General features: G+C 60.3%; 17 protein-coding genes. 2 read left to right on the forward strand and 15 right to left on the reverse strand.

Translation table 11 applies throughout. The annotated features are described in order from the left end of the window. Positions 1 to 17: 17 nt before the first annotated feature. From HMPREF2806_RS11545 to HMPREF2806_RS11580, 8 genes are all read right to left on the reverse strand, one after another. On the reverse strand, positions 18 to 932 hold the full coding sequence (locus HMPREF2806_RS11545) for a carbohydrate ABC transporter permease (RefSeq protein WP_049154663.1): 915 nt from the start codon (positions 930 to 932) through the stop codon (positions 18 to 20). Positions 933 to 935: 3 nt separating this feature from the next. Next, positions 936 to 1781 carry a carbohydrate ABC transporter permease gene (locus tag HMPREF2806_RS11550; RefSeq protein ID WP_046649167.1) on the reverse strand — a complete coding sequence of 282 codons (846 nt, stop codon included), beginning with the start codon at positions 1779 to 1781 and terminating at the stop codon, positions 936 to 938. Between the two features lie 80 nt (positions 1782 to 1861). After that, positions 1862 to 3193 carry an ABC transporter substrate-binding protein gene (locus HMPREF2806_RS11555; RefSeq protein WP_070517788.1) on the reverse strand — a complete coding sequence of 444 codons (1332 nt, stop codon included), beginning with the start codon at positions 3191 to 3193 and terminating at the stop codon, positions 1862 to 1864. 364 nt (positions 3194 to 3557) lie between these two features. Further along, the gene (locus tag HMPREF2806_RS11560; RefSeq protein WP_070517789.1) at positions 3558 to 4802 is read right to left on the reverse strand and encodes a DUF4032 domain-containing protein; all 1245 of its coding nucleotides are present in this window, start codon (positions 4800 to 4802) and stop codon (positions 3558 to 3560) included. A gap of 84 nt (positions 4803 to 4886) precedes the next feature. After that, positions 4887 to 6017 (reverse strand): ABC transporter ATP-binding protein, encoded by a 1131-nt coding sequence (locus tag HMPREF2806_RS11565; RefSeq protein ID WP_049157728.1) that lies wholly within the window; start codon positions 6015 to 6017, stop codon positions 4887 to 4889. A gap of 179 nt (positions 6018 to 6196) precedes the next feature. Further along, positions 6197 to 7072 (reverse strand): polyprenol monophosphomannose synthase, encoded by an 876-nt coding sequence (locus HMPREF2806_RS11570; RefSeq protein WP_070517790.1) that lies wholly within the window; start codon positions 7070 to 7072, stop codon positions 6197 to 6199. Between the two features lie 15 nt (positions 7073 to 7087). Further along, positions 7088 to 8587: an apolipoprotein N-acyltransferase gene (gene lnt, locus HMPREF2806_RS11575; RefSeq protein WP_070517791.1), complete on the reverse strand. Its 1500-nt coding sequence runs from the start codon at positions 8585 to 8587 to the stop codon at positions 7088 to 7090. After that, positions 8587 to 9168: an FxsA family protein gene (locus tag HMPREF2806_RS11580; protein ID WP_070511899.1), complete on the reverse strand. Its 582-nt coding sequence runs from the start codon at positions 9166 to 9168 to the stop codon at positions 8587 to 8589. Before HMPREF2806_RS11580 ends, lnt begins: the two co-directional genes overlap by 1 nt. Positions 9169 to 9238: 70 nt before the next feature. Here HMPREF2806_RS11580 and HMPREF2806_RS11585 point away from each other — a divergent pair, with 70 nt between their 5' ends. Continuing rightward, entirely contained in the window at positions 9239 to 10078 is an 840-nt protein-coding gene (locus HMPREF2806_RS11585; RefSeq protein WP_049157720.1) for a cobalamin biosynthesis protein, read from the forward strand. Here HMPREF2806_RS11585 and HMPREF2806_RS11590 read toward each other — a convergent pair. Beyond that, the gene (locus HMPREF2806_RS11590) at positions 10075 to 10830 is read right to left on the reverse strand and encodes an SDR family oxidoreductase (RefSeq protein ID WP_049157718.1); all 756 of its coding nucleotides are present in this window, start codon (positions 10828 to 10830) and stop codon (positions 10075 to 10077) included. The genes HMPREF2806_RS11585 and HMPREF2806_RS11590 overlap by 4 nt on opposite strands. Continuing rightward, positions 10830 to 11945: a M24 family metallopeptidase gene (locus tag HMPREF2806_RS11595; protein ID WP_049157716.1), complete on the reverse strand. Its 1116-nt coding sequence runs from the start codon at positions 11943 to 11945 to the stop codon at positions 10830 to 10832. Before HMPREF2806_RS11595 ends, HMPREF2806_RS11590 begins: the two co-directional genes overlap by 1 nt. A 45-nt stretch (positions 11946 to 11990) precedes the next feature. Here HMPREF2806_RS11595 and HMPREF2806_RS11600 point away from each other — a divergent pair, with 45 nt between their 5' ends. Beyond that, positions 11991 to 12620 (forward strand): trypsin-like peptidase domain-containing protein, encoded by a 630-nt coding sequence (locus HMPREF2806_RS11600; RefSeq protein WP_232745455.1) that lies wholly within the window; start codon positions 11991 to 11993, stop codon positions 12618 to 12620. A gap of 9 nt (positions 12621 to 12629) precedes the next feature. On the opposite strand, the gene HMPREF2806_RS11605 is transcribed toward HMPREF2806_RS11600, so the two are convergent. From HMPREF2806_RS11605 to HMPREF2806_RS11625, 5 genes are all read right to left on the reverse strand, one after another. Continuing rightward, positions 12630 to 15443 carry a DEAD/DEAH box helicase gene (locus HMPREF2806_RS11605; protein WP_049157711.1) on the reverse strand — a complete coding sequence of 938 codons (2814 nt, stop codon included), beginning with the start codon at positions 15441 to 15443 and terminating at the stop codon, positions 12630 to 12632. A 97-nt stretch (positions 15444 to 15540) separates the two neighbouring features. Continuing rightward, positions 15541 to 16530 carry a twin-arginine translocase subunit TatC gene (gene tatC / locus HMPREF2806_RS11610; protein WP_070511880.1) on the reverse strand — a complete coding sequence of 330 codons (990 nt, stop codon included), beginning with the start codon at positions 16528 to 16530 and terminating at the stop codon, positions 15541 to 15543. A 190-nt stretch (positions 16531 to 16720) separates the two neighbouring features. Next, positions 16721 to 16984 (reverse strand): Sec-independent protein translocase subunit TatA, encoded by a 264-nt coding sequence (gene tatA, locus HMPREF2806_RS11615; protein WP_046649155.1) that lies wholly within the window; start codon positions 16982 to 16984, stop codon positions 16721 to 16723. 83 nt (positions 16985 to 17067) lie between these two features. Then, positions 17068 to 18033: a helix-turn-helix transcriptional regulator gene (locus HMPREF2806_RS11620; protein ID WP_070517792.1), complete on the reverse strand. Its 966-nt coding sequence runs from the start codon at positions 18031 to 18033 to the stop codon at positions 17068 to 17070. Beyond that, the gene (locus tag HMPREF2806_RS11625; RefSeq protein ID WP_049157706.1) at positions 18026 to 19042 is read right to left on the reverse strand and encodes a helix-turn-helix transcriptional regulator; all 1017 of its coding nucleotides are present in this window, start codon (positions 19040 to 19042) and stop codon (positions 18026 to 18028) included. Before HMPREF2806_RS11625 ends, HMPREF2806_RS11620 begins: the two co-directional genes overlap by 8 nt. Positions 19043 to 19047: the final 5 nt, after the last annotated feature.

The following is a 19047-nucleotide window of genomic DNA, read 5'->3' on the forward strand; positions in this document are numbered from 1 at the left end:
TAACCTATCGCACTTGATTAGCCCTTCACGGCACCGGCCGCCACACCTTCGATGATGTGCTTCTGCGTGGAGAAGTAGAAGATGACGATGGGGATGATGGCGAGGACCAGCATGGCCATCATGGCACCCATGTCGCGGTTACCGTTGGAGCCGACGAAGGACTGGATGACCACCGGGATGGTCTTGTACCGAGTCGACAGACCAATGACCAAGTACGGCAGTAGGTAGTCGTTCCAAACCCACATGGCGTTGAGAATGGCCACGGTAATGGCCGTCGGCTTGAGCATGGGCCAGACGACGCGGAAGTAGTTTTGTAGCGGACCGCAGCCGTCGATCATCGCGGCTTCCTCGACATCCAAGGGGATCGACTTGACGAAGCCCGCAAACATAAACACCGACAGACCAGAACCGAATCCGAGGTAGAGCACCACGATGCCGATCGGGTTGTTGAGGTGGAGCATGTCTGCAATCTTGACCGTCGGGAACATGACCATCTGGAACGGGATAATCATGGACACCACGAAGAGGTAGTACAGAAGGTTTGTCCACCACGTCTTGACGCGCGTGATGTAGTAGGCGGTCATCGCGGAGAAGAACACGATGACGATGACGGACAGAATCGTGATGACGAAAGACCACAGGGTGGCTTCCAAGAAGCCCTGCTTGGTCAAGCCCACCATGAAGTTCTCGAAGCCGACCCAGGTTTCACCGATGGGAAGAGAGAAAGGATCGGAGGAGATAGCAAACTTGGACTTAAAGGAGTTAATGAAGATGAAGAGGATCGGCCCAAGGAAGACGATGGTGAAGAACACCAAGATGGCGTAGACCACGAACTTGGCGCCGCCAGACATCCGGGTCTTATTGTCCGAGGGAAGCTGGTGATCCTTCTTCTTCGAGGCCGGGACGGCCTGCGCTGAAGTGCTGGTAGTCATGACTTATGCCTCGATTTCCTTGGAGCGGGTCGCGCGCAGCTGGAAGTACGCGATGACGACCACGACGACGACGAAGATGACGGCCTTGGCCTGACCCACGCCCTCGACGTTCATACGGTTGAACAGCGTGTTAACGATGTTGAGCGCGACCATCTCAGTTTGTCCGCCGGGCGCGCCGTTGGTGAGCGCAAGGTTCTGGTCGAAGAGCTTGAACGAGTTCGACAAAGTCAGGAAGAGGCAGATAGTGATGGACGGCATGACCATCGGGATGGTGACATGGCGAAGCATCTCCCACTTGTTGACGCCGTCGAGCTCGGCTGCCTCGATGAGCTCAGGTGGGACATTCTGTAAGCCAGCGATGTAAATAATCATCATGTAGCCGATGAGCTGCCAGTTAAGCAGCATGATGAGGCCGGCGTAGCCGAACTTCCAGTCCGCGCTGATGGTCGTGGCATAGTGCGAGAGCACGGCGTTGATCATGGTCTGCCAGGTATAGCCCAGCACGATGCCGCCGATGAGGTTCGGCATAAAGAAGACCGTGCGGAAAAAGTTGGTTCCGCGGAGTTTGCGGGTCAGCATCCACGCCAAGAGGAAGGCGAAGACGTTGACGGTGATCACAGAAACGATGACCACGAGGACGGTGAAACCGAAGGCCGAGATGAAACCTTCGCGTTGGGAGAAAGCTTTGGCGTAGTTGTCGATGCCAACCCACTTGGCGTTGGTGATGGTGGTGAACTTCGTAAAAGAGAGGAAGAATCCCACGATGAACGGCACCAAGAAGGCAATCATGAATGCCAGAAGGGTGGGCAAGACAAAGACTGGGAAGTACTTCTTCAGCGTTGCTTGCATGGTGGTGAAACCTTAATTTCAAGTGGTGCCACACGCTTCCTAGCGGGAAGGCGTGTGGCGAGGGGGTGGGAACTTAAGGCCTAGCCCCAGTTGGATTCCTTCTCGGCAGCCCAGTTGTCCTTGAACTGCTTGACGACGTCCTCCCACTTCAGGGTGCCGGAGGCGTACTGCGACAGGGCCTGGCCGAAGTCATCCTTGAACTGCTGGGACGGGAAGTACTGGAAGTTCCACGGGTAGGTGGTCAGATCCTTGTTAGCGATAGCTTCCGCGACCTGCTCAGCGAGGGGATCATTCGGGGTGTCCTCGGCGGTGTAGCTTTCGAACGGTGCGATGAAGCCGAGGTCCTTAACCACGTGCTCCTTGCCAGTCTCGGAGGTAAACAACCAGTCCACGAAGTCCTTGGTGGCCTTCTGGTCGACTTCGGAGGCCTCAGAGTTCACACCCAAGTAGTTCTCGGTACCGACGTTGATGCCGTAGTTTTCTTCGTCCGGCAGGCCCATGTACATCGGCAGGAACTTGATCTTGTCTTCCTTGACCACGTTTCCAGAGGTCTCAGCGATCTGGGACCATGCCCAGTTACCGTTCTGGACCATGGCGGCCTTGCCCTGCGCAAACTCAGCCATGGAGTCAGACACGGTCTTGGAGGGGGCCAGGGTCTTCGCCACGGTGGAATTATCCAGGTAGAGGTCGAAGAGGTTCTTGAATTCCTTGTTGTAGGAGAAGTCGATTTCGTTGGTGTCCTCGACATTCTTGTCCTGGTACTCCTGCCAGATAGGAGCATTAGCCAGGTGAGTCTGCCAACGCCAGTCTTCGCCGGAAGTCAGCGAGGTGGAGGCGAAGGCGCCCTCGATGCCAAGCTCATCCTTCTTGGCCTGCATGTCCTCGGCGACTTCCTTGAGCTTCTGGTAGCTCTTGATTTCGTCGGTGGACTTGATCTTCGCGCCGGAGGTGGCGATGTACTTGTCGAAGATCTCGTCGTTGTAGATGATGCCGAAGCCCTCGACGGCGAACGGAACGCCACGTACCTCGCCATCTTCGGTGGTCAGCGGCGGAATATCGTCGGTGAGCTGCTTGGCTACCTCGGTATCCGACATATCTGCCATGTAGTCCTGCCAGGTGATGAAGCCAGCTGGGCCATTGACCTGGAAGAGAGTCGGGGCTTCGTCCTTGCCAATTTCTGCCTTGAGGGTCTGCTCATAGGAGCCGGAGGCGGCAGTGACGACCTTGACCTTGACGCCGGTCTCTTCAGTGTAGGCCTTTGCGATCTCCTGGTATGCGGCGTCCTGTTCGGGCTTGAAGTTCAGGAAGTATACATCGCCTTCCTCGTCGGTAGAGCCGGAGCACGCGACGAGACTTGCGGCGGCGAGCATGGAAGCCATGCTGATGGATGCGATGCGAGTAAGACGCTTCATGAGGTCCTCATCTTTCTTGATGAAAAGCGGGATGATGAGCCGAGATGGATACCCGGCCCGTATTCGGTTGTGTCTGGGATTCCTTCCGTGACGAAGGATTGTTCCCAGCGCCACCAAGTGCTTCATAGCGGATCGCAATCCAACTATGAACTGGTTAGCCTGTCTCCTACCTTAGTGAGGTATTCCACATAATCAAAAGAAAACGGACCTAAAACGCCCGATTGTGACCATATCCATATTCGGGCACGAAATCCTTCCCCATTTAAGGGGCAATCGGGCTTAAAACATACAAATCCATATAATAATCAGCTGAGAGCCGCGTTTTCGATCTGTGGTTTTGGAGGCCACTGGGGCACGCAGGCGGTTATGACAAGTCTCCCTTTGCGGGCTGTGCGTGGAGAAGCCGCGCCTCGTCTCGGCGGGCGGGCAGCACAGACTCAAGGTAGGATGCCGTCGCCTCCGGAAGGGACACGTCCTCTCCCCTCTCTTGGGCAAGGAACCAACGGTGGTCCACGATTTCGTGAAAAATCTGCGCGGGTTCGAGCTTCTGCAACATCTCTACGGGGACAGCGGCGATAGTCGGCTCGTACTCTTGCGTCATCCACAGGTGCGCGGCCTGGGTAAGCCCCACGTGGGGCCCACATTCGACGGCTTGGTAGGCCTGGATGGAACCCAAGAGGCGCTGGGCTTGGTGCTCCTCGACGCTTAATCCCGTCAAACTCAATAACTGCGCGCGGTAGTGGCCGGGATCGACCACCACTGGGCGAATCCGCACCACGTGTTTCGAATCGTCCTTCGTGACCTTGAGCTCGCCTACATCGAAACCCAGCTGATTAAGGCGGTCAATCCGCTCGGAGACGCGCCAATACTCGCTGGCGTCCACGGATTCTTCGGCGGTTAGTTCCGTCCACAGCTCGAGGTAAGAGCTCTCAACCAGGCTGCCTAGGGCGATGACATCGATGGAGGAATCCAAGCATTCTCCTGCTTGCAGGTCCATGAGTTCACCGATGATGTTGACGCGGGCGATGTCGACGTCGTAAAGCCTGCGTGATTCGGAGAGATTGGGCTGGAACTCCCCCGTTTCGGCGTCGACAAGATAGGCCGAATAGGTCTCGGCGTCCCGCCGGAAGAGGGTGTTCGACAGCGATACATCGCCCCAATAGAAGTTCAGCAGATGCATGCGCACGAGTAGCACTGACAGGGCCCGGATTAGCTTTTCCGCCTCGACTACCGTGAGGTGTCGCGAGAAGATCTCGCGGTACGGTAGGGAAAACTCCAGGTGCTCAGTGACCAGCGCCGCGGTGAGCTCCCCGTAGCTCTCTTTGGCTGGGTGTCGGCCGGTAATCACGGCAACAGGGCGCACACTGGGTGCGCCAAGACGCTGCAGTTCGCGCAGCATTTTGTATTCGTGGTGGGCGGTACGCGCGCCGATTTCCTTGACCGCGACGATGCCGCGGTTAATCCCCACGAAACGCACGATGTGCCGGGAAATACCCCTAGGAAGGGCCGCGATGAGTTCAGCGGGCCACTGTTCCAGGGGCGTATCCCACGGCAGCGTCAGAAGTGCCGACGCGTACGTCGAGGAGGTGATACTCATAGACTCTTTCACGTCGAGTCACTCCACCTTCGTAGCTGAATTAATCCTGGCTCTATGCCTATCCGTGCTGCTTGGCTCGCAGTAGCCGGGCACGGGCTACGGCAGGCGCTTTCCAGTCGAGGCTGAGAAGTTGTGCTGGCCGCCTTCGACGATGCGTGCATAGAAAACGCTGCCCGGGGCGGGTGCGGTGTTCGGTGCGGAACGAACGACGATCTGACCGGATTCGGGGACATCCTCGCTCGAGGAGCCGAGGTCACCTTCGCCCACCAGCTTGCCGTAGAGGAAGGAATCAGAGCCAAGTTCCTCTACGAAGTCGAGCTTGATGGGAATGGAGTGGTCGGTGGATTCGCCCTCCGGGATGATCTCTAGGGCCTCCGGGCGGAAACCGATGGTGATGCGATCATTGTCTTCCGGGGTCATGGCCGCGATGGTTTCCGGGGACAGCTTGATGCGGGCGTGCCCCGAGGTAGCGTCACCATCCTTGACCGTAAAGGTACCGAGGTTCATGGCCGGGGAACCGATGAAGCCGGCGACGAAGACGTTGGCTGGGCGGTCGTAGAGCTCGCGGGGTGCGCCGACCTGCTGCAGGTAGCCGTCCTTGAGTACCGCGATGCGGTCACCCATGGTCAGTGCCTCGGTTTGGTCGTGGGTGACGTAGACGGTGGTGACCCCGAGCTTGCGCTGCAAAGCCGCGATCTGGGTACGCGTCTGCACACGCAGCTTGGCGTCGAGGTTGGACAGTGGCTCATCCATGAGGAAGACCTGGGGATTACGAACGATGGCGCGGCCCATGGCTACGCGCTGGCGCTGACCACCGGACAGGGCCTTCGGCTTGCGCTCCAAGAATTCGGTCAGGCCCAAGGTAGCGGCGGCTTCATCGACGCGCTTGTTGATCTCGTCCTGGGATTTGCCTGCGATCTTTAGCGCAAAACCCATGTTCTCGCGCACGGTCATGTGCGGGTAGAGAGCATAGTTCTGGAAGACCATAGCGATGTCTCGGTCACGCGGTGCGACGTGGGTGACGTCCTTGTCGCCGATGAAGATGGCACCGTCCGTGACGTTTTCCAAGCCGGCCAGCATGCGCAGCGTGGTGGATTTACCACAGCCGGATGGGCCGACCAAGACGAGGAACTCGCCGTCAGCGATTTCCAGGTTGAACTTCTTGACGGTGGGTTCTGTAGCTCCTGGATAGGTTAGGGATGCATCTTTGAACGTTACGGTTGCCATAGCAAACTCTCCTCCATCGGCAGGTACGTGCCGAACGATCCGTAGTGTGAGAATGAAGTGAAACAAGTCACTGTGCACCGAGTAAAGTGCCACTTACGACATTAGCACCGATGGTGGTTACTACCACAAAAGCCCGAAAGCCATGACGGGCCTTCGGGCTTGCGGTGAGGAAAGCAGTTTTAGCGGTTGAGTGTGCCCTTCACCAAGTTGGATACCTCGGAGACAAAGTCGGACACAGCAGTCTTAGCGTTGCTGAACTTGGATCCAAGCTCCATGTCCTTTACCGTGCGTGAGGTGATCTTGGATACCTCAGAGGTAAAGTCGCTGACCTGCTCGGAGCGGTGCGCAACGCCCCACTTGGTGACCTCCAGCAGGGAATCCTTGACAAAAGAGCCGTCAAGCTTCGACTCACCCAGCTCTCGCTCGGTAAAGGTGATCGGTACCTCGCGGACATCGAAGCCATCTTTGATGGCGCGGAAGGCAACGTCAACCTGGAAAATGTAGCCGGCGTTAGAGAGCTCCTCGAAGTCTAGGTGCTCGAGTAGCTCGCGACGGAAGGCGCGGTAACCGGCGGTCATGTCGTTGATGCCGGCGCCCAAGGCGACCGAGATGTACTTGTTGCCCAGGCGAGAAAGCAGCTCGCGGTTGGCTGGCCAATTGACGGTCTCGCCGCCCGGAACATAGCGAGAGCCGATGACCAAGTCGGCACCCTTGTCAATTTCCTCCAACAGCAGGTGCAGCTGCTCCGGTGCGTGGGAGCCGTCAGCATCCATCTCGCACAGCACCTGGTAGTCCTTCTCCAGGCCCCACTTGAAACCGGCGATGTACGCGCCGAGAAGTCCGCCCTTGCCCTCACGGTGGAGAACGTGCAGGTGGGAGTCATCAGCGGCCAGCTTATCCGCCGCGTCACCGGTGCCGTCCGGGGAGTTATCGTCCACAATCAGGATGTGAACCTCCGGCGTTGCCTTGCGCACACGCCCGGTAATGAGCGGTAGGTTCTCAATCTCGTTGTAAGTAGGGATGATGACCAGGGTAGATTCGCGGGTCGAGCTCACTAGTTCCTTGCTCCTTTAGATTTCTTTTTCAGGCGCGCTGCGTCGTCCGGACAAGCGGGTGGAATAGATCGCATACAGCGCACAGACCGTTCCAATAATAGCCATGAGCCATTGCAGGAGCGAACCATAACGCACCGCAAATGTACGCCCTTCTCGCAGCGGAAGCTCTTCTTCGAGATATGCCGGTTCAAAGATACCGCTGGCCTGGCTCACTGAGCCATCCGGGTGGACGATGGCAGAGACCCCAGACGTAGCCGCCACAACGACGGCCCGATCCGCCTCGATCGCGCGCAAGCGGCTCATGGCCAACTGCTGGTAGGTCATGTCGGAGTCACTAAAGGTGGCATTGTTCGTCGGTGTCGTGAGGATCTGCGCCCCATTGTTGATGGCGGTTCGGAACGCCTGGTCAAAGCTGATCTCATAACACGTGGCAACGCCCACTGCGGTCCCAGCCATGGTGACCACGCCCGGACCGTCACCGGGCTTCATGTCGCCTGCCAGGTCCACCAGGTCGGTGATCTTCCTAAAGAAATCGCGCATCGGCATCGTCTCACCAAAAGGCTGCAGGTACTTCTTGTGGTGGTACTCCCCTGCCGAGCCATCCGGGTTAAACACCTGCATGGTGTTCCGTGCGCCAACCTCATCCTGGGTCAGCGTTCCGACGAGGATTGGTGCATCGATGTCGTGGGCGGCGCCGTCGATAAGCTCTCGGGCGTCCTCATTCGCAAAAGGGTTGATATCGGAGGAGTTCTCCGGCCAAATGACGATGTCTGGCTCAGCGCCATCCTGGGCTGCCTGCTCAGTGACCCGGACGTGGTTATCCAGCACCGCGCGGCGTTGGGCGGCAAAGTCAAGGCCCAGCCGTGGAACGTTTCCTTGCACTGCGGCGACCGTCACCGTGCCTGTTGTGCGGCCTGGGCGGTCCACGCTCTGTGCCGCCAATAATCCGGCAAGCATCGGCACGGCCAAGAACGCACATGCCAGGCGCGGTGAGCGGGCAAGCCCCACCATGCCCGCGCCTACGCAGACTACCGCGCAGGTAATGAGTGCCGGCCCGCCCCACGAGGCGAGATTGGCGAGTGGGCCCTCTATTTGCCCCCAAGCGAGGCGCACCCACGCAAAACCGCCAAAGGGCACTGAGGAGCGCAGCATTTCTACCGCCACGTAGAAGAACGGGAAGAGAGCGAAACCGTAGTTTAAGCGCAGCAGCGCCGCCCCGCCGATACCAAGGAGGATGCTGTACAGAGACAGGAATAAAGCGAGCGCAATATAGGGCATGTTGCCCACTAACTCACCAATCCATGGCAGCGTGAACAAGTACAACACCGCGCTATGTACACAAGCGACGAGGGCCGCCCACCCCAGACCGAGGGGTTTTCTCCACGGTGAGAGCGCTGCCACGAGCATCGCCATGCCGATTATGCCGGCGGCCCACCAGCCGCGTGGCTCAACGGCAAGGTAGGTCACCGCGCCCGACGCAGCAGCGAGAGCGAGCCGGGCCACAAGTACCAGCACTACTTCTTTCCGTCCTCAAAGTCTTCGGGCTTGACGTGTTGGGTCCACGTGCGGATTTCATCTTCATCCAAGACCTCATGCGACTGGCCAGTTTGATCCATGCCCCCCATTCCATCACCGCTGGCGCCTGCGTCAAAGGTGCCGAAGGAACCATAGGAATCGCGGTGCTGGGCCATGGGTGAGGCTTCGTACACGCGCACGCCCATGTTTTCGATCTTCCGGAACATCGATGCCGCAAGTAGCGTGCGGATGATGGACCGCGTGGGCGCAAAGATAAGCAGTGCTCCGAAGACCGTGGAGACAAATCCGGGCAGTGACAGCAGGATTCCGCCCACCATGGTCAGGCCAACGTTGCCTGCCGTCTTGCCCGGGGTGGGATCCTCCATGACGTACACACCGTCATCGGTTTGACGGATGCGGCTGACCATCATGCGGCGGACTTCCCAGCTGGCGATAGTCATGCCGAAGAGCATGGTCAGCGCCAAGGCAAGCAGCGCCCACAGCACACCAATCCACTCGGCAACGGCCCAAAAGGCCATAGTTTCTAGGAGGATGTACGCGATGAAGAGAACAAACGGCATGTCGCCCACCATACTTGCTGGGCTTGGCGCTTCGCAGGAGACCCTCCCGGAGCGACTAGACTGTCCCACCATGTCCCTCCCTGAGTCGAAGCATCCCGAATCCGCTACCTTGCGCTTCCATCCCGCCGGCGGCGTTGTCACCCCCGAGCAGTGGCTCGCTCTGGGCCAGGCCGCCAGAGAACATGGCGATGGCAATGTGTACCTAGAGCAGCACAGCGTCATCGGCCTGCGAGGCGTCGCCAATGCGCAGGTGCTTGGCGACGTCCCCCTGCCCACCACCGCCGCTCACGTGCTGGCCTCTCCCCTCTCGCTGCGCGCCCGTCAGGTAGCGCAGCGGATCGCGGAAGCCTTAGCCGACGTCGATCAGGATGCCCCTGCGATAGCCCGTGCCGCGCTTTTTGGTGTGGATAGCGGTGCTGGTGATCTCCTCACACACGGGGTGTCGGCTGGCCTTCAGCTCTCTGGTGATGAGGCGGAACACGATGAAGATACCGTCGCCGCACGCCTGATCCGCGACGGCGAGCCCACCGGGCCGCTGCTGGGGCTTGCGGATGCCATTTCCCAACTCGTGGACTTTGCGGAAAAGGTCTCTGCAGAGCACCTGCAGGACCTAGAACGTGTCTCGGATGCGGCAGGTTCAGCCCCCACTTCGCCTGCGCTGCCCATCGGCTGGCTGACTGAGCACACGAAGCCCGGCCGCGTCGATCTGGGCGCGGGCCTGCAGGATGGCGTGCTGCCCGGAGAATACGCTGGGCTTATCGCCCAGCTGGGCGTTTCCATCTCGGTAACCCCCTGGCGCGGATTGGTCATCCACGATCTAGCCGAGGGAGATGCTGACGTTGTGTTGCGCGTCCTTGCACCGCGCGGATTCATCTTCGATGCGAATTCTCCTGCCCTCGGGCACCGCTAGCGCGGCATGTGCCGCCAGATGGGACGCGGTACCAGCTTCATCACCCACGCTAAGAGCTGAAGAGGCCGTGGAATCCATAGCGTGCGGGAAGCCGGCCGCGAACCTGCCGAGGACTCAATGGCCTTGACCACCGCTTGGGCCACAACGTCAGGGGTAACGGACAAGGGCGCGGGTGTCATGCCTTTAGTCATCGAACCAATGACGAAGCCGGGGCGCGCGGTGATCAGCGCTAGGCCGCTGCCCTGCAATCGATCCGCTAAGCCTTGGCAGAAGGCATCCAGGCCCGCCTTGGTCGAGCCATAGACATAGTTGGCCCGGCGGGCCCGCCACCCAGCGATGGAGGAAAAGGCCACGATGTGCCCTCTCGTCATGACGTCGGCAAGCACGGTGAGCATGGATACCTGCGCTGCATAGTCCACCAGCGCTATGTCGAAGGCGTGGGCTTCGTCGTGCTCCGCGCGCTCCTGATCGCCCAGAATTCCGAAGGCGACGACGGCCGTGGTGATCTCTGCCCCTGCAAGTGCTGCAGCTTGTTCGATGACCGCGCGGTGGGAGGAAACTTCCGCGGCGTCGAAGGACAGCGTGTGAACGGAGGTGGCCCCGCTGCTCAGGAGTTCGGAGTGCAGCCTGTCCATACCGTGTTCGCCCCGCGCGGCGAGAACCACTGGGCGACCCTCACACAGCCGACGTGCAAGCTCCCCACCGATATCGCTGCGCCCGCCAAGGATCAGTAGCGCGCCAGTGTCTCCCATTAGCGCAACCCCCTCGGTGCCTGGTTCAGGGACTCATAGCCGGACTCGGTGGTCACCACGATGTCTTCAAGACGCATGCCCCACTTGCCCGGCACGTAGATACCCGGCTCGATCGAGAAGGCCATGGACTCGGCAAGCTCCAGCTCGTTTCCTTCCATGATGAAGGGCTCCTCGTGCGTCGACAAGCCAATGCCGTGTCCGGTCCGGTGCGTGAAGAACTCACCCCAACCGGCGTCTTCGATCACGCTGCGCGTGGCGCGGTCGATCTCCTGGGCGGTTGTGCCCGGGCGCGCAGCAGCTCGGCCGGCAGCCTGGGCCTTCTCTAGGACCGCGTAAGCCTCGCGAAACTCTGCCGGCGCGGCAGCAGGATCGGCGCCAACGACGTAGGTGCGGGTGCAGTCGGAATGATAGCCCGAGGGCAGCGTACCGCCAATATCCACCACCACGGGATCGCCGGCGGCGAGTACTCGGTCCCCAAAGTCATAGTGTGGATTGGCTCCATTCGGACCGGAGCCCACGATGATGAAATCCACCTCGCGGTGCTCGCGCAGAATGAGCTCCCGCACATCTGCGGCTACGTCGGCCTCGGTGCGCCCCGGCTGCAGGAGGCGCGGCACCTCGGCGTGGACAGCGTCGATAGCCGCCGCTGCAGCGCGTAGCTCTGCCACCTCATCTGGATCCTTGCGGGTAAAAAGCTCGGCGAGGGCCTCGGTGGCCAGAACATACTTTGCGGGGTGCTGTTCCTTCGCAGTACTAGCTTCGAGGTTGCCAATTGCGGACTGAAAGCGCAGCACGTGATCGGCGGTGAGTGAGGATCCCAAGGCAACGGTGGTAGGGCGCGCACCTTCCAAGGCCAGCGCATAGGGATCCTGCCCATCGCTCCATCCCACCAGCTGGGTCGCAACGCCCTGAAGCGACTCAATGTCGGTGCTGGGGGCGACGATTACCGGTTCGGCATCGGGACGGATAACCAAGCAGGTCAGGCGCTCGTGGGAGGAGACCCACGAACCGGTGAGGTACGCGAATTCGGCACCTGTACCCACTAACAGGATGTCGATGCCTTTAGCAGCTGCGATAGCGCGGGAACGGCTCAGTCGGGACGCATAATCAGTCATGACAGTTAGCCTACCGCCCGCCTTTGTCCAGTTAAGCTGGGAGGCGTGAATTCCTATCCCGCTGCCGTCAAGCTCCGGACTCGCTCAAGCTATTGCTCGGGAGTGCTCATCGATGCGTCCTTAAGACCCCGCTCCCAACAGGCAACCCGGTTGGTTCTGACCTGCGCGCACTTCTTCCGCGACGGCCTTGATAAGGGGGATCACTACAGGGTGAGTGGCGGGTTCAACCGGCGCGTGGCCGCCGTGCGCACGATTGATGGGACCGACATGGCGCTGTGCTTGCTCGACCGGCCGGCCCCGCCCCGGGACCTTCCTGGGCTGGCAGAAAGCACCCCGCCATTCCGCGCCCCAGTCACCACCTGGGGATATGGCGGAAAAGCTCGCCGTGCCCAACAGCGCAGCGGGCTTTTTCTCCTTCCCTTCTTCCGCACCTGGTCCATTGACTTCCGCACCACCGTCTCCCCCGCCGGTTTAGTCTTCAACACGATTCCGGCAGTCAAAGGTGACTCGGGCGGTCCAGCTTTAGTCGATGACGCTGTCATCGGTACGCAAGCCCTCATCCTTAACCCGCTGGGGCGCAACCTCAAGCTCGCCACCGTGGCGCTCGTTTCGCCCCACCGCCAAGTAATCGGTGCGGCAGCCACGGCGCTGCTTCGCGGTGGCACCGAAGACTAGGCGCTAAGCCTAGGCGCCGATGGCGACGACGCCGCGCTGGATCGCGTCGATGGCGCGCCGGGCATTGCGACGAATCTCGTCCTCGTAGCCCGTCTTCGCCACCTGCTGGAGCAGGTCAATGACCTGGCGGCACCAGCGGACAAAGTCACCGGGGGTTAGCTCTGCACCAGACTCGTTAGCCGCGCCCATGCAATAGGCCAGCGGCGCGCCCGCCGTCCACTGGTGGATAGCTAGCGCGAAAGAAGGCTCCGGCTCCCTCGTTTGCGGCAGGTTATGGCGTTTCTCATCGGCGACGAGCTCGCTATAAATGCGCCATGTAGCGTCCATGGCGTTAGCCATTGCGTCGGTAGCCGCACCGGGTTCCCCGCGAGTGGTCTTGCGGTTTTCAAAGACACAGAGGGAGGCCACACCGGCCAGCTCCGCCGGGTCGAGGTCGTTCCAGATACCGCGCTTGAGGCATTGCGCCACCAGTAGGTCCGACTCGGAGTGGATTTTGGCCAGACGCTCGCCCTCATCCGTGATGACCGGCTCGCGGTTTTCGCCGTAACCATCAAACTCCACGTAGTCCATCTCCGCCAGAAGATCCACGATGCGCTCGAAGGTGCGGCCAAGAGTATCCGTGGCGCGCTCGACCTTATCCTCAAGCCTGGCTAGCTCGCGTTCGCGGCGCGCCAGCTTCTGCGCCACCCCGGCCAGCTGCTCGCGGTCGGTCGCGGGCCAAAGGTGCACCGGATGTTCGCGGAGGGCATCGCGCAACTGCGCGATCTTCTTGTTGGGGCGATTACGCGGCTCAGTGCGCATCTTCTTCGGACGCTTGTAGTAGTCGCGCTTGAAGGACTCCTGGACAAATCGGGTATGGCGGCGCGGGTTCTTCTGCGCTGCGCGCGGGAGCTTCATGTGCCCAACGACGATCGGCGGATTATCGATACCGGCGGAATCGATGCGTCCAGACCATCCCGTTTCAGTGGTTACCCAGGGGCGTGGATCGGCAGTCTGGTTGGCCGGGGTAATAACGACAGCCAGCGTTGGCCGTTTCTTGGTTGCGATGGCGATGACTTCACCCACCTGCAAGCGAGCCAGTACTGCGGCAACTTCCTTGTTTCTCTCCTCCTTCTTGAAGGCCCGCGCTGACTTCTCCTCCTCGGTCAGCGCTCGGCGCAGACGCATATAGTCCATGAGAATCTCAGCGGGGTCTTCGCCATCGGTGGCAGGCGGAGCCAAGTTAACTACGGCCTGCTCCAACTGTGCGCGTAGTTCGCGGACGCGGTGCTCAGCGCGCTCAATCTCTCGGGTTTCCTCCACAACGGATCCATCCGCCTGGAACTGGGCGAAAGACTTTTCTAGCAAACGCAGCGAGTCATCAAAGCCAAGCATGCCCAGCAGGTTGATAGCCATGTTGTAGCCGGGCTCGAAAGTGGAAATGAGCGGATAGGTACGAGTTGAGGCAAGCCCCGCCACCGCGGTGGGATCCATAGCGGGTGCCCACTGCACGACGGCATTGCCCAAGGTATCGATGCCTCGCCTACCGGCGCGGCCGGTGAGCTGTGTGTACTGGCCCGGTGTCAGATCCACGTGTGCCTCGCCGTTAAATTTCACCAGCTTTTCCAACACCACGGTGCGCGCCGGCATGTTTATTCCTAGGGCTAGCGTTTCGGTGGCGAAGACTGCCCGCACGAGGCCCTTGACGAACAGTTCCTCCACGATGTGCCTAAAGGCCGGAAGCATGCCCGCGTGGTGGGCAGCAAAGCCCCGCGAGAGCGCTTCGCGCCAACGTTTGAAATCAAGGACCTTGAGGTCTTCTTCCGGAATGCCTTCCACGCCCTTATCGACGATGGCCTTGATCTCAACAGCCTCCTCCTGGGAGGTCAGCACCATGCGGGAGCGCAAGCACTGATACAGAGCACCGTCGCAGCCCGCGCGGGAGAAGATGAAGGTAATTGCCGGCAGCATCTCCATTGATTGCAGCTCTTTGAGAACCTCCGGGCGGCCAAGCGGACGGTAACGGTCCTGCGCACGAGGCGCGCCGCTGCGCCGATCACTGTGCCGGTCGCCGCGCCCGCCGCCTTTGTGACGGGCGCGGGCGCGGAAGCTCGCACGGTTCTGGGCATAGTCTGCGCGGCCATTATCGGTATCGCCGGCCTCCAGACGTTGGATACGACGTGCGAGCTCAGTGTTTACCTGGCCGCCTGAGTCGGGTTCAAAGAGCGGATAGATTTTGCGGCCGACCATCATCCACTGGTCCAGCGGTACGGGGCGCTTGTCGGTGACAATGACCTTGGTGTCACCACGCACGGTGGTCAGCCACCGGCCGAACTCCTCGGAGTTGGATACGGTTGCGGACAAACCAATGATGGAGACGTGCTCCTCCAGGTTGAGGATGACCTCTTCCCACACTGCGCCGCGCGAAGCATCCGCAAGAAAGTGGATCTCATCCATGACCACATGGGTCAAGCGATCCAATGCACCTGAGCCCGCGTAAATCATGTTGCGCAAAACCTCAGTGGTCATCACGAGGATGTCCGCGGAGGAGTTAATGGAGACATCACCGGTCAGCAGCCCGACCGCATCCTCACCATGCGCGTCAACTAGGTCGTGGTACTTCTGGTTACTCAGCGCCTTGATGGGTGTGGTGTAGAAACAGCGGGTCCCTTGGCGCAGCGCCAAGGACACGGCGAACTCACCCACCACGGTTTTACCCGCGCCGGTGGGCGCACAGACCAGAACACCGTGGCCAGCTTCGACGGCTTGGCATCCTTGGATCTGGAATTCATCCAGTGAGTACGGAAGCGCTTGGGTGAACTCGTCCAGATGCGTCAGTGTCATAAGTCCCCAGGGTACCTGTCAGGGACGGCGTACTAGTGCGCCGGTCCCCGGCGCCAAGCAGAACGATTGAACAAGTTCGCTAAGAAGGCTGACGAGGTTAGAGAACGTCGTCGAAGAAGCCGCTCTGCGGGGGCTGAGTATTCGTCTGTTGAGGCTGCGGTACCCGAGCGTCAGGAGTCGAAGCCGGGGCGACAGGCCCGGAAGATACCGGCCGCGACGACGCAGAAACGCTCGTGGATGCAGACACCGGAGTCGGTGCGCCAATGGCACCCGGACCTTCATCCAGCGACGAGGCAGTTTCATCGTCCAAGTCCATCCAGTCTGGGCGCTGGCGCTTCTGGCGCTTGTCGTTGATGCGGCAGAACTGGAAAGCTATCTCCACAAGAACCACGAGAGCACCGGCCAAAACCAACATTGAGAAGGGTTCTTGGCCCGGTGTAACAACCGCGGCGAAAATCATGATGACGACAATGATGATGCGGCGCTTATCTTTGACGTGGTCATATTCCAAAACACCAATCAGATTAAGGCAAACCACGAGTAGTGGGATCTCAAAGCTCACGCCAAAGATGAGGAGCAACGCCAGCAGGAAGTAGAAGTAACGCTCACCCGTGAGCGCTGCGGTCTGGTACTCCGAGCCCATGCCCATGAGGAACTCCAGACCCACGGAAAGGATGACGTAGGCGAGAACCGCGCCGAGCACGAAGAGCAGGACCGCAGTCGAGACAAACAAAAAGGTAAAGCGGCGTTCGTTCTTGTGCAGGCCGGGCACGATGAAGGCCCATATCTGGTAGAGCCAGACCGGTGAGGACAGCACAGTGCCGGCTAACGCGCCAACCTTGAGTCGGAGCATCAGCATTTCGAAGGGGCTGGTTGCGAGCAGACGGCATTCGCCGTCCGCGGAGAAGGAAACACGGCTCTCTTCAGGGAGTGAGCAATAGGGACCGCGCAAAATCTCGCCTAGCGGTGACATGCCAAACGGGGCGTGTTGGTACCAGATGAATCCGATGATGGCACCCACAGCGAGGGCGAGAAGGGAAATGACGATGCGTCGGCGCAGCTCCTGGAGGTGCTGAACTAAGGTCATCTCCCCCGTTGGGTTCTTGGGCTTGCGGCGTAGCTTTGAGCTCCATTTTTGCTTCGGCGCGTTAGAAGCAGGATTCGACGGTGTACTCGCGGTACTCAAAGCAAGACCTCCACAGAAAAGCCCACGACGGCAGGCGAGGCCTCAGCACGCCGAGGGACTCGGAGTGTGGTCTGCCTGCCGGGAAAGATTATTAGTTCTGGTTTCCGTCAGCCGGCTTGGAAGTGCGCGGCTGCATCTCCGGGCTGTTCCAGAAGTCCTCGTCGGACTGCTTGGAGCCCGCGATCTGGCCCTGCTGCTCAGAGGTGTTGTTCTCCTCTTTCATCTCCTTGACTTCGGACTTGAAGATGCGCATAGACCGGCCCATGGAGCGAGCCAGCTCCGGCAGCTTCTTAGCGCCGAACAACAGCACGATCACGAGAACAACAAGGCCGATTTCCAAAGGTCCCACGGTCATTGAGGGTGCCCCTTCTTTCTTGGTCGATGAAGCGTGTTTGTTCACACAGCGCGACGCTGAGCGACGTGCACGCGGGAGAGCTCTTAGTCTGGCAGTTGAGTATAACGCTCCAGTGCTCGTTTTCTATGCTCCGAAATGGCGTCAACGAGCTTCTGCGGCCCCACAACCCGCATGCGATCAGCTTGGCCGAGCGCGAAACGGCTAAACCACGCCTCCGAGCCGACCGGCATCGTTGCAGCTATGAGGCCATTTTCTAGGGTCTCGCCAAGGGTGATGTCGTAGTGTTCCGCTAGCCAGGTGAATTCTTGGTGAATCTCCAGCTCGGCGGTGAGAGTGTGATCTAGACCAAACGGGGAGTCCGGGTCGAAATCCAGCTCCCGCACATGTGGTGTCGCGGAAGCGTCGAGCACTTCGACATCACTCATCCGGTCAAGGCGGAACGTGCGGTGCTCCCCCACCGACTCGTCCCAGGCCACCAAATAGGGTTCGCCGTCCACGATAAAGATGCGGGCCGGATGCACGGTACGCTCACTCGTCCGGTTGGAGGACATACTCCAGTAGGTAAAACGCACTTGCCGGCGCTTGTCGACGGCCCCCGCTAACGCCGCTTGCACCTCAGACTCTTCGGGATCGGTCGTGGCCAGGGAGTCATAGATGGCGGCTGTCTTTTCATCCATGATCTCGCGCAGCTTCGCGGCGGCAGAGTGGACCGCGGAGACGTCGACAAGCCCCGGCATTGCCTCAAGGGACTCGAGCGTCAGCAACAATGCGCCGGCCTCAGTTGGGGTCAGGCGCAATGCCTGGGTCAGGCCCTGGTCGTTGTAGATCTCGATGCCATCGCGGTAGCTAAAGCTTAAGTCGATAAGGTCCTCGGTATTGCGGCCCACACCGGAGCAGAAGAGACGGTCGATAGCATCCTTAAGCTCAGCAGGGGTCATCCCTAAATCCTCGGCAGCCTCCATCGGAGTCAGCCCCGGGTGGTTACGCAGGTAAGGGATGAGGTTGAGGGAGCGAACAAGGGACTGCAGCTTGCGGGGTTGATCAACCATGGCGGGCCTCCTCGCCAGACGCTGATGATGGGTCATCACCGACACTTAGGAGTGCGATGATGTCGGCACGAACCTCGGGTGGCTCGATAACCACGACATCTGGTGCATAGCCAGCAGCGGTGCGCACCAACCAATCGTGGTGTACGTTGGTGAGTTCTAGAAGTCCATCCTCGCGCCTGCGTCCGGCGTCGACAAGCTCGGCGGCCTGCCCCTCGGGAACCTCGAGGACTGCATTTACCGTTTCGCCCCGCTCCAGCGCCTCTACAACGAGATCCTGCAGTGGTGCAGTGGGCTCGAGGTGCGTGGCCGCAGCGCGCGAGCGCCTGACGTTGTCCACGCGGGTAGCGCGAAAAGTTCGGGGAGCCTCGCGGTCCACATCCCAACCGACGAGATAAACACGATCCCGGTGGTTGACCAGCCCCCAGGGATCCATATGGCGGCGAACCGCCTCGGCAGAGGGCGTGGCGTAGTAATCGAAGGAAATGCGCAGCCCAGCACGCACTGCGGTGATGACTCCAGTGACGAGCTCTGGGCTCAACCTGGTCATGTCGTTGACTGCGGTGTACACCGGCGCTCCGCTCAAGTCGCGGGAGGCGCCTGAGGCTGCGATCTTGGTCCACGCGGAGAGACTGAAATCGCTTAAGCCTCCCGGAGTGCCGATGCCGCCGGCTACGCCGAGAACCATGGCCTCCTCCGGCGTGAAATCGACGGGAGGTAGCTGGTAGTTTTCGGGATCGAGCCGGTACAGCGAACCTTCCGCGCCGCTGCTGTGTACTACTGGCACACCGGCGCGCTGCAGGGTCACGATGTCGCGGGAAAGCTGCTTGTGAAAGGCTTCATCGCTGCGTGACTGGTAGCCCTCGACGTGGCTGCGGATCCACGCCGCGCTGCGGTCCGGAACCCCGCCTTGGTGCGCTGCCCCATGCAGGGCAAAGGTGAGGTTGGTGAGCCTTTCGATAGCGCGGTCTCTGACCGGCGTCCGGGCTGCAGTGCGATCTACTGAAGGCATAGTGG

Source organism: Corynebacterium sp. HMSC076G08, from assembly GCF_001811515.1.
GTDB classification, from domain to species: domain Bacteria; phylum Actinomycetota; class Actinomycetes; order Mycobacteriales; family Mycobacteriaceae; genus Corynebacterium; species Corynebacterium hiratae.

Coding starts and splice junctions, on each gene's coding strand:
- HMPREF2806_RS11550 (WP_046649167.1), bottom strand. CDS start 1,781: ATGCAAGCAACGCTGAAGAAGTACTTCCCAGTCTTTGTCTTGCCCACC.
- HMPREF2806_RS11545 (WP_049154663.1), bottom strand. CDS start 932: ATGACTACCAGCACTTCAGCGCAGGCCGTCCCGGCCTCGAAGAAGAAG.
- tatA (WP_046649155.1), bottom strand. CDS start 16,984: ATGACCGTGGGACCTTTGGAAATCGGCCTTGTTGTTCTCGTGATCGTG.
- HMPREF2806_RS11605 (WP_049157711.1), bottom strand. CDS start 15,443: ATGACACTGACGCATCTGGACGAGTTCACCCAAGCGCTTCCGTACTCA.
- HMPREF2806_RS11625 (WP_049157706.1), bottom strand. CDS start 19,042: ATGCCTTCAGTAGATCGCACTGCAGCCCGGACGCCGGTCAGAGACCGC.
- HMPREF2806_RS11585 (WP_049157720.1), top strand. CDS start 9,239: ATGTCCCTCCCTGAGTCGAAGCATCCCGAATCCGCTACCTTGCGCTTC.
- HMPREF2806_RS11580 (WP_070511899.1), bottom strand. CDS start 9,168: ATGCCGTTTGTTCTCTTCATCGCGTACATCCTCCTAGAAACTATGGCC.
- HMPREF2806_RS11620 (WP_070517792.1), bottom strand. CDS start 18,033: ATGGTTGATCAACCCCGCAAGCTGCAGTCCCTTGTTCGCTCCCTCAAC.
- tatC (WP_070511880.1), bottom strand. CDS start 16,530: ATGACCTTAGTTCAGCACCTCCAGGAGCTGCGCCGACGCATCGTCATT.
- HMPREF2806_RS11565 (WP_049157728.1), bottom strand. CDS start 6,017: ATGGCAACCGTAACGTTCAAAGATGCATCCCTAACCTATCCAGGAGCT.
- HMPREF2806_RS11590 (WP_049157718.1), bottom strand. CDS start 10,830: ATGGGAGACACTGGCGCGCTACTGATCCTTGGCGGGCGCAGCGATATC.
- HMPREF2806_RS11555 (WP_070517788.1), bottom strand. CDS start 3,193: ATGAAGCGTCTTACTCGCATCGCATCCATCAGCATGGCTTCCATGCTC.
- HMPREF2806_RS11595 (WP_049157716.1), bottom strand. CDS start 11,945: ATGACTGATTATGCGTCCCGACTGAGCCGTTCCCGCGCTATCGCAGCT.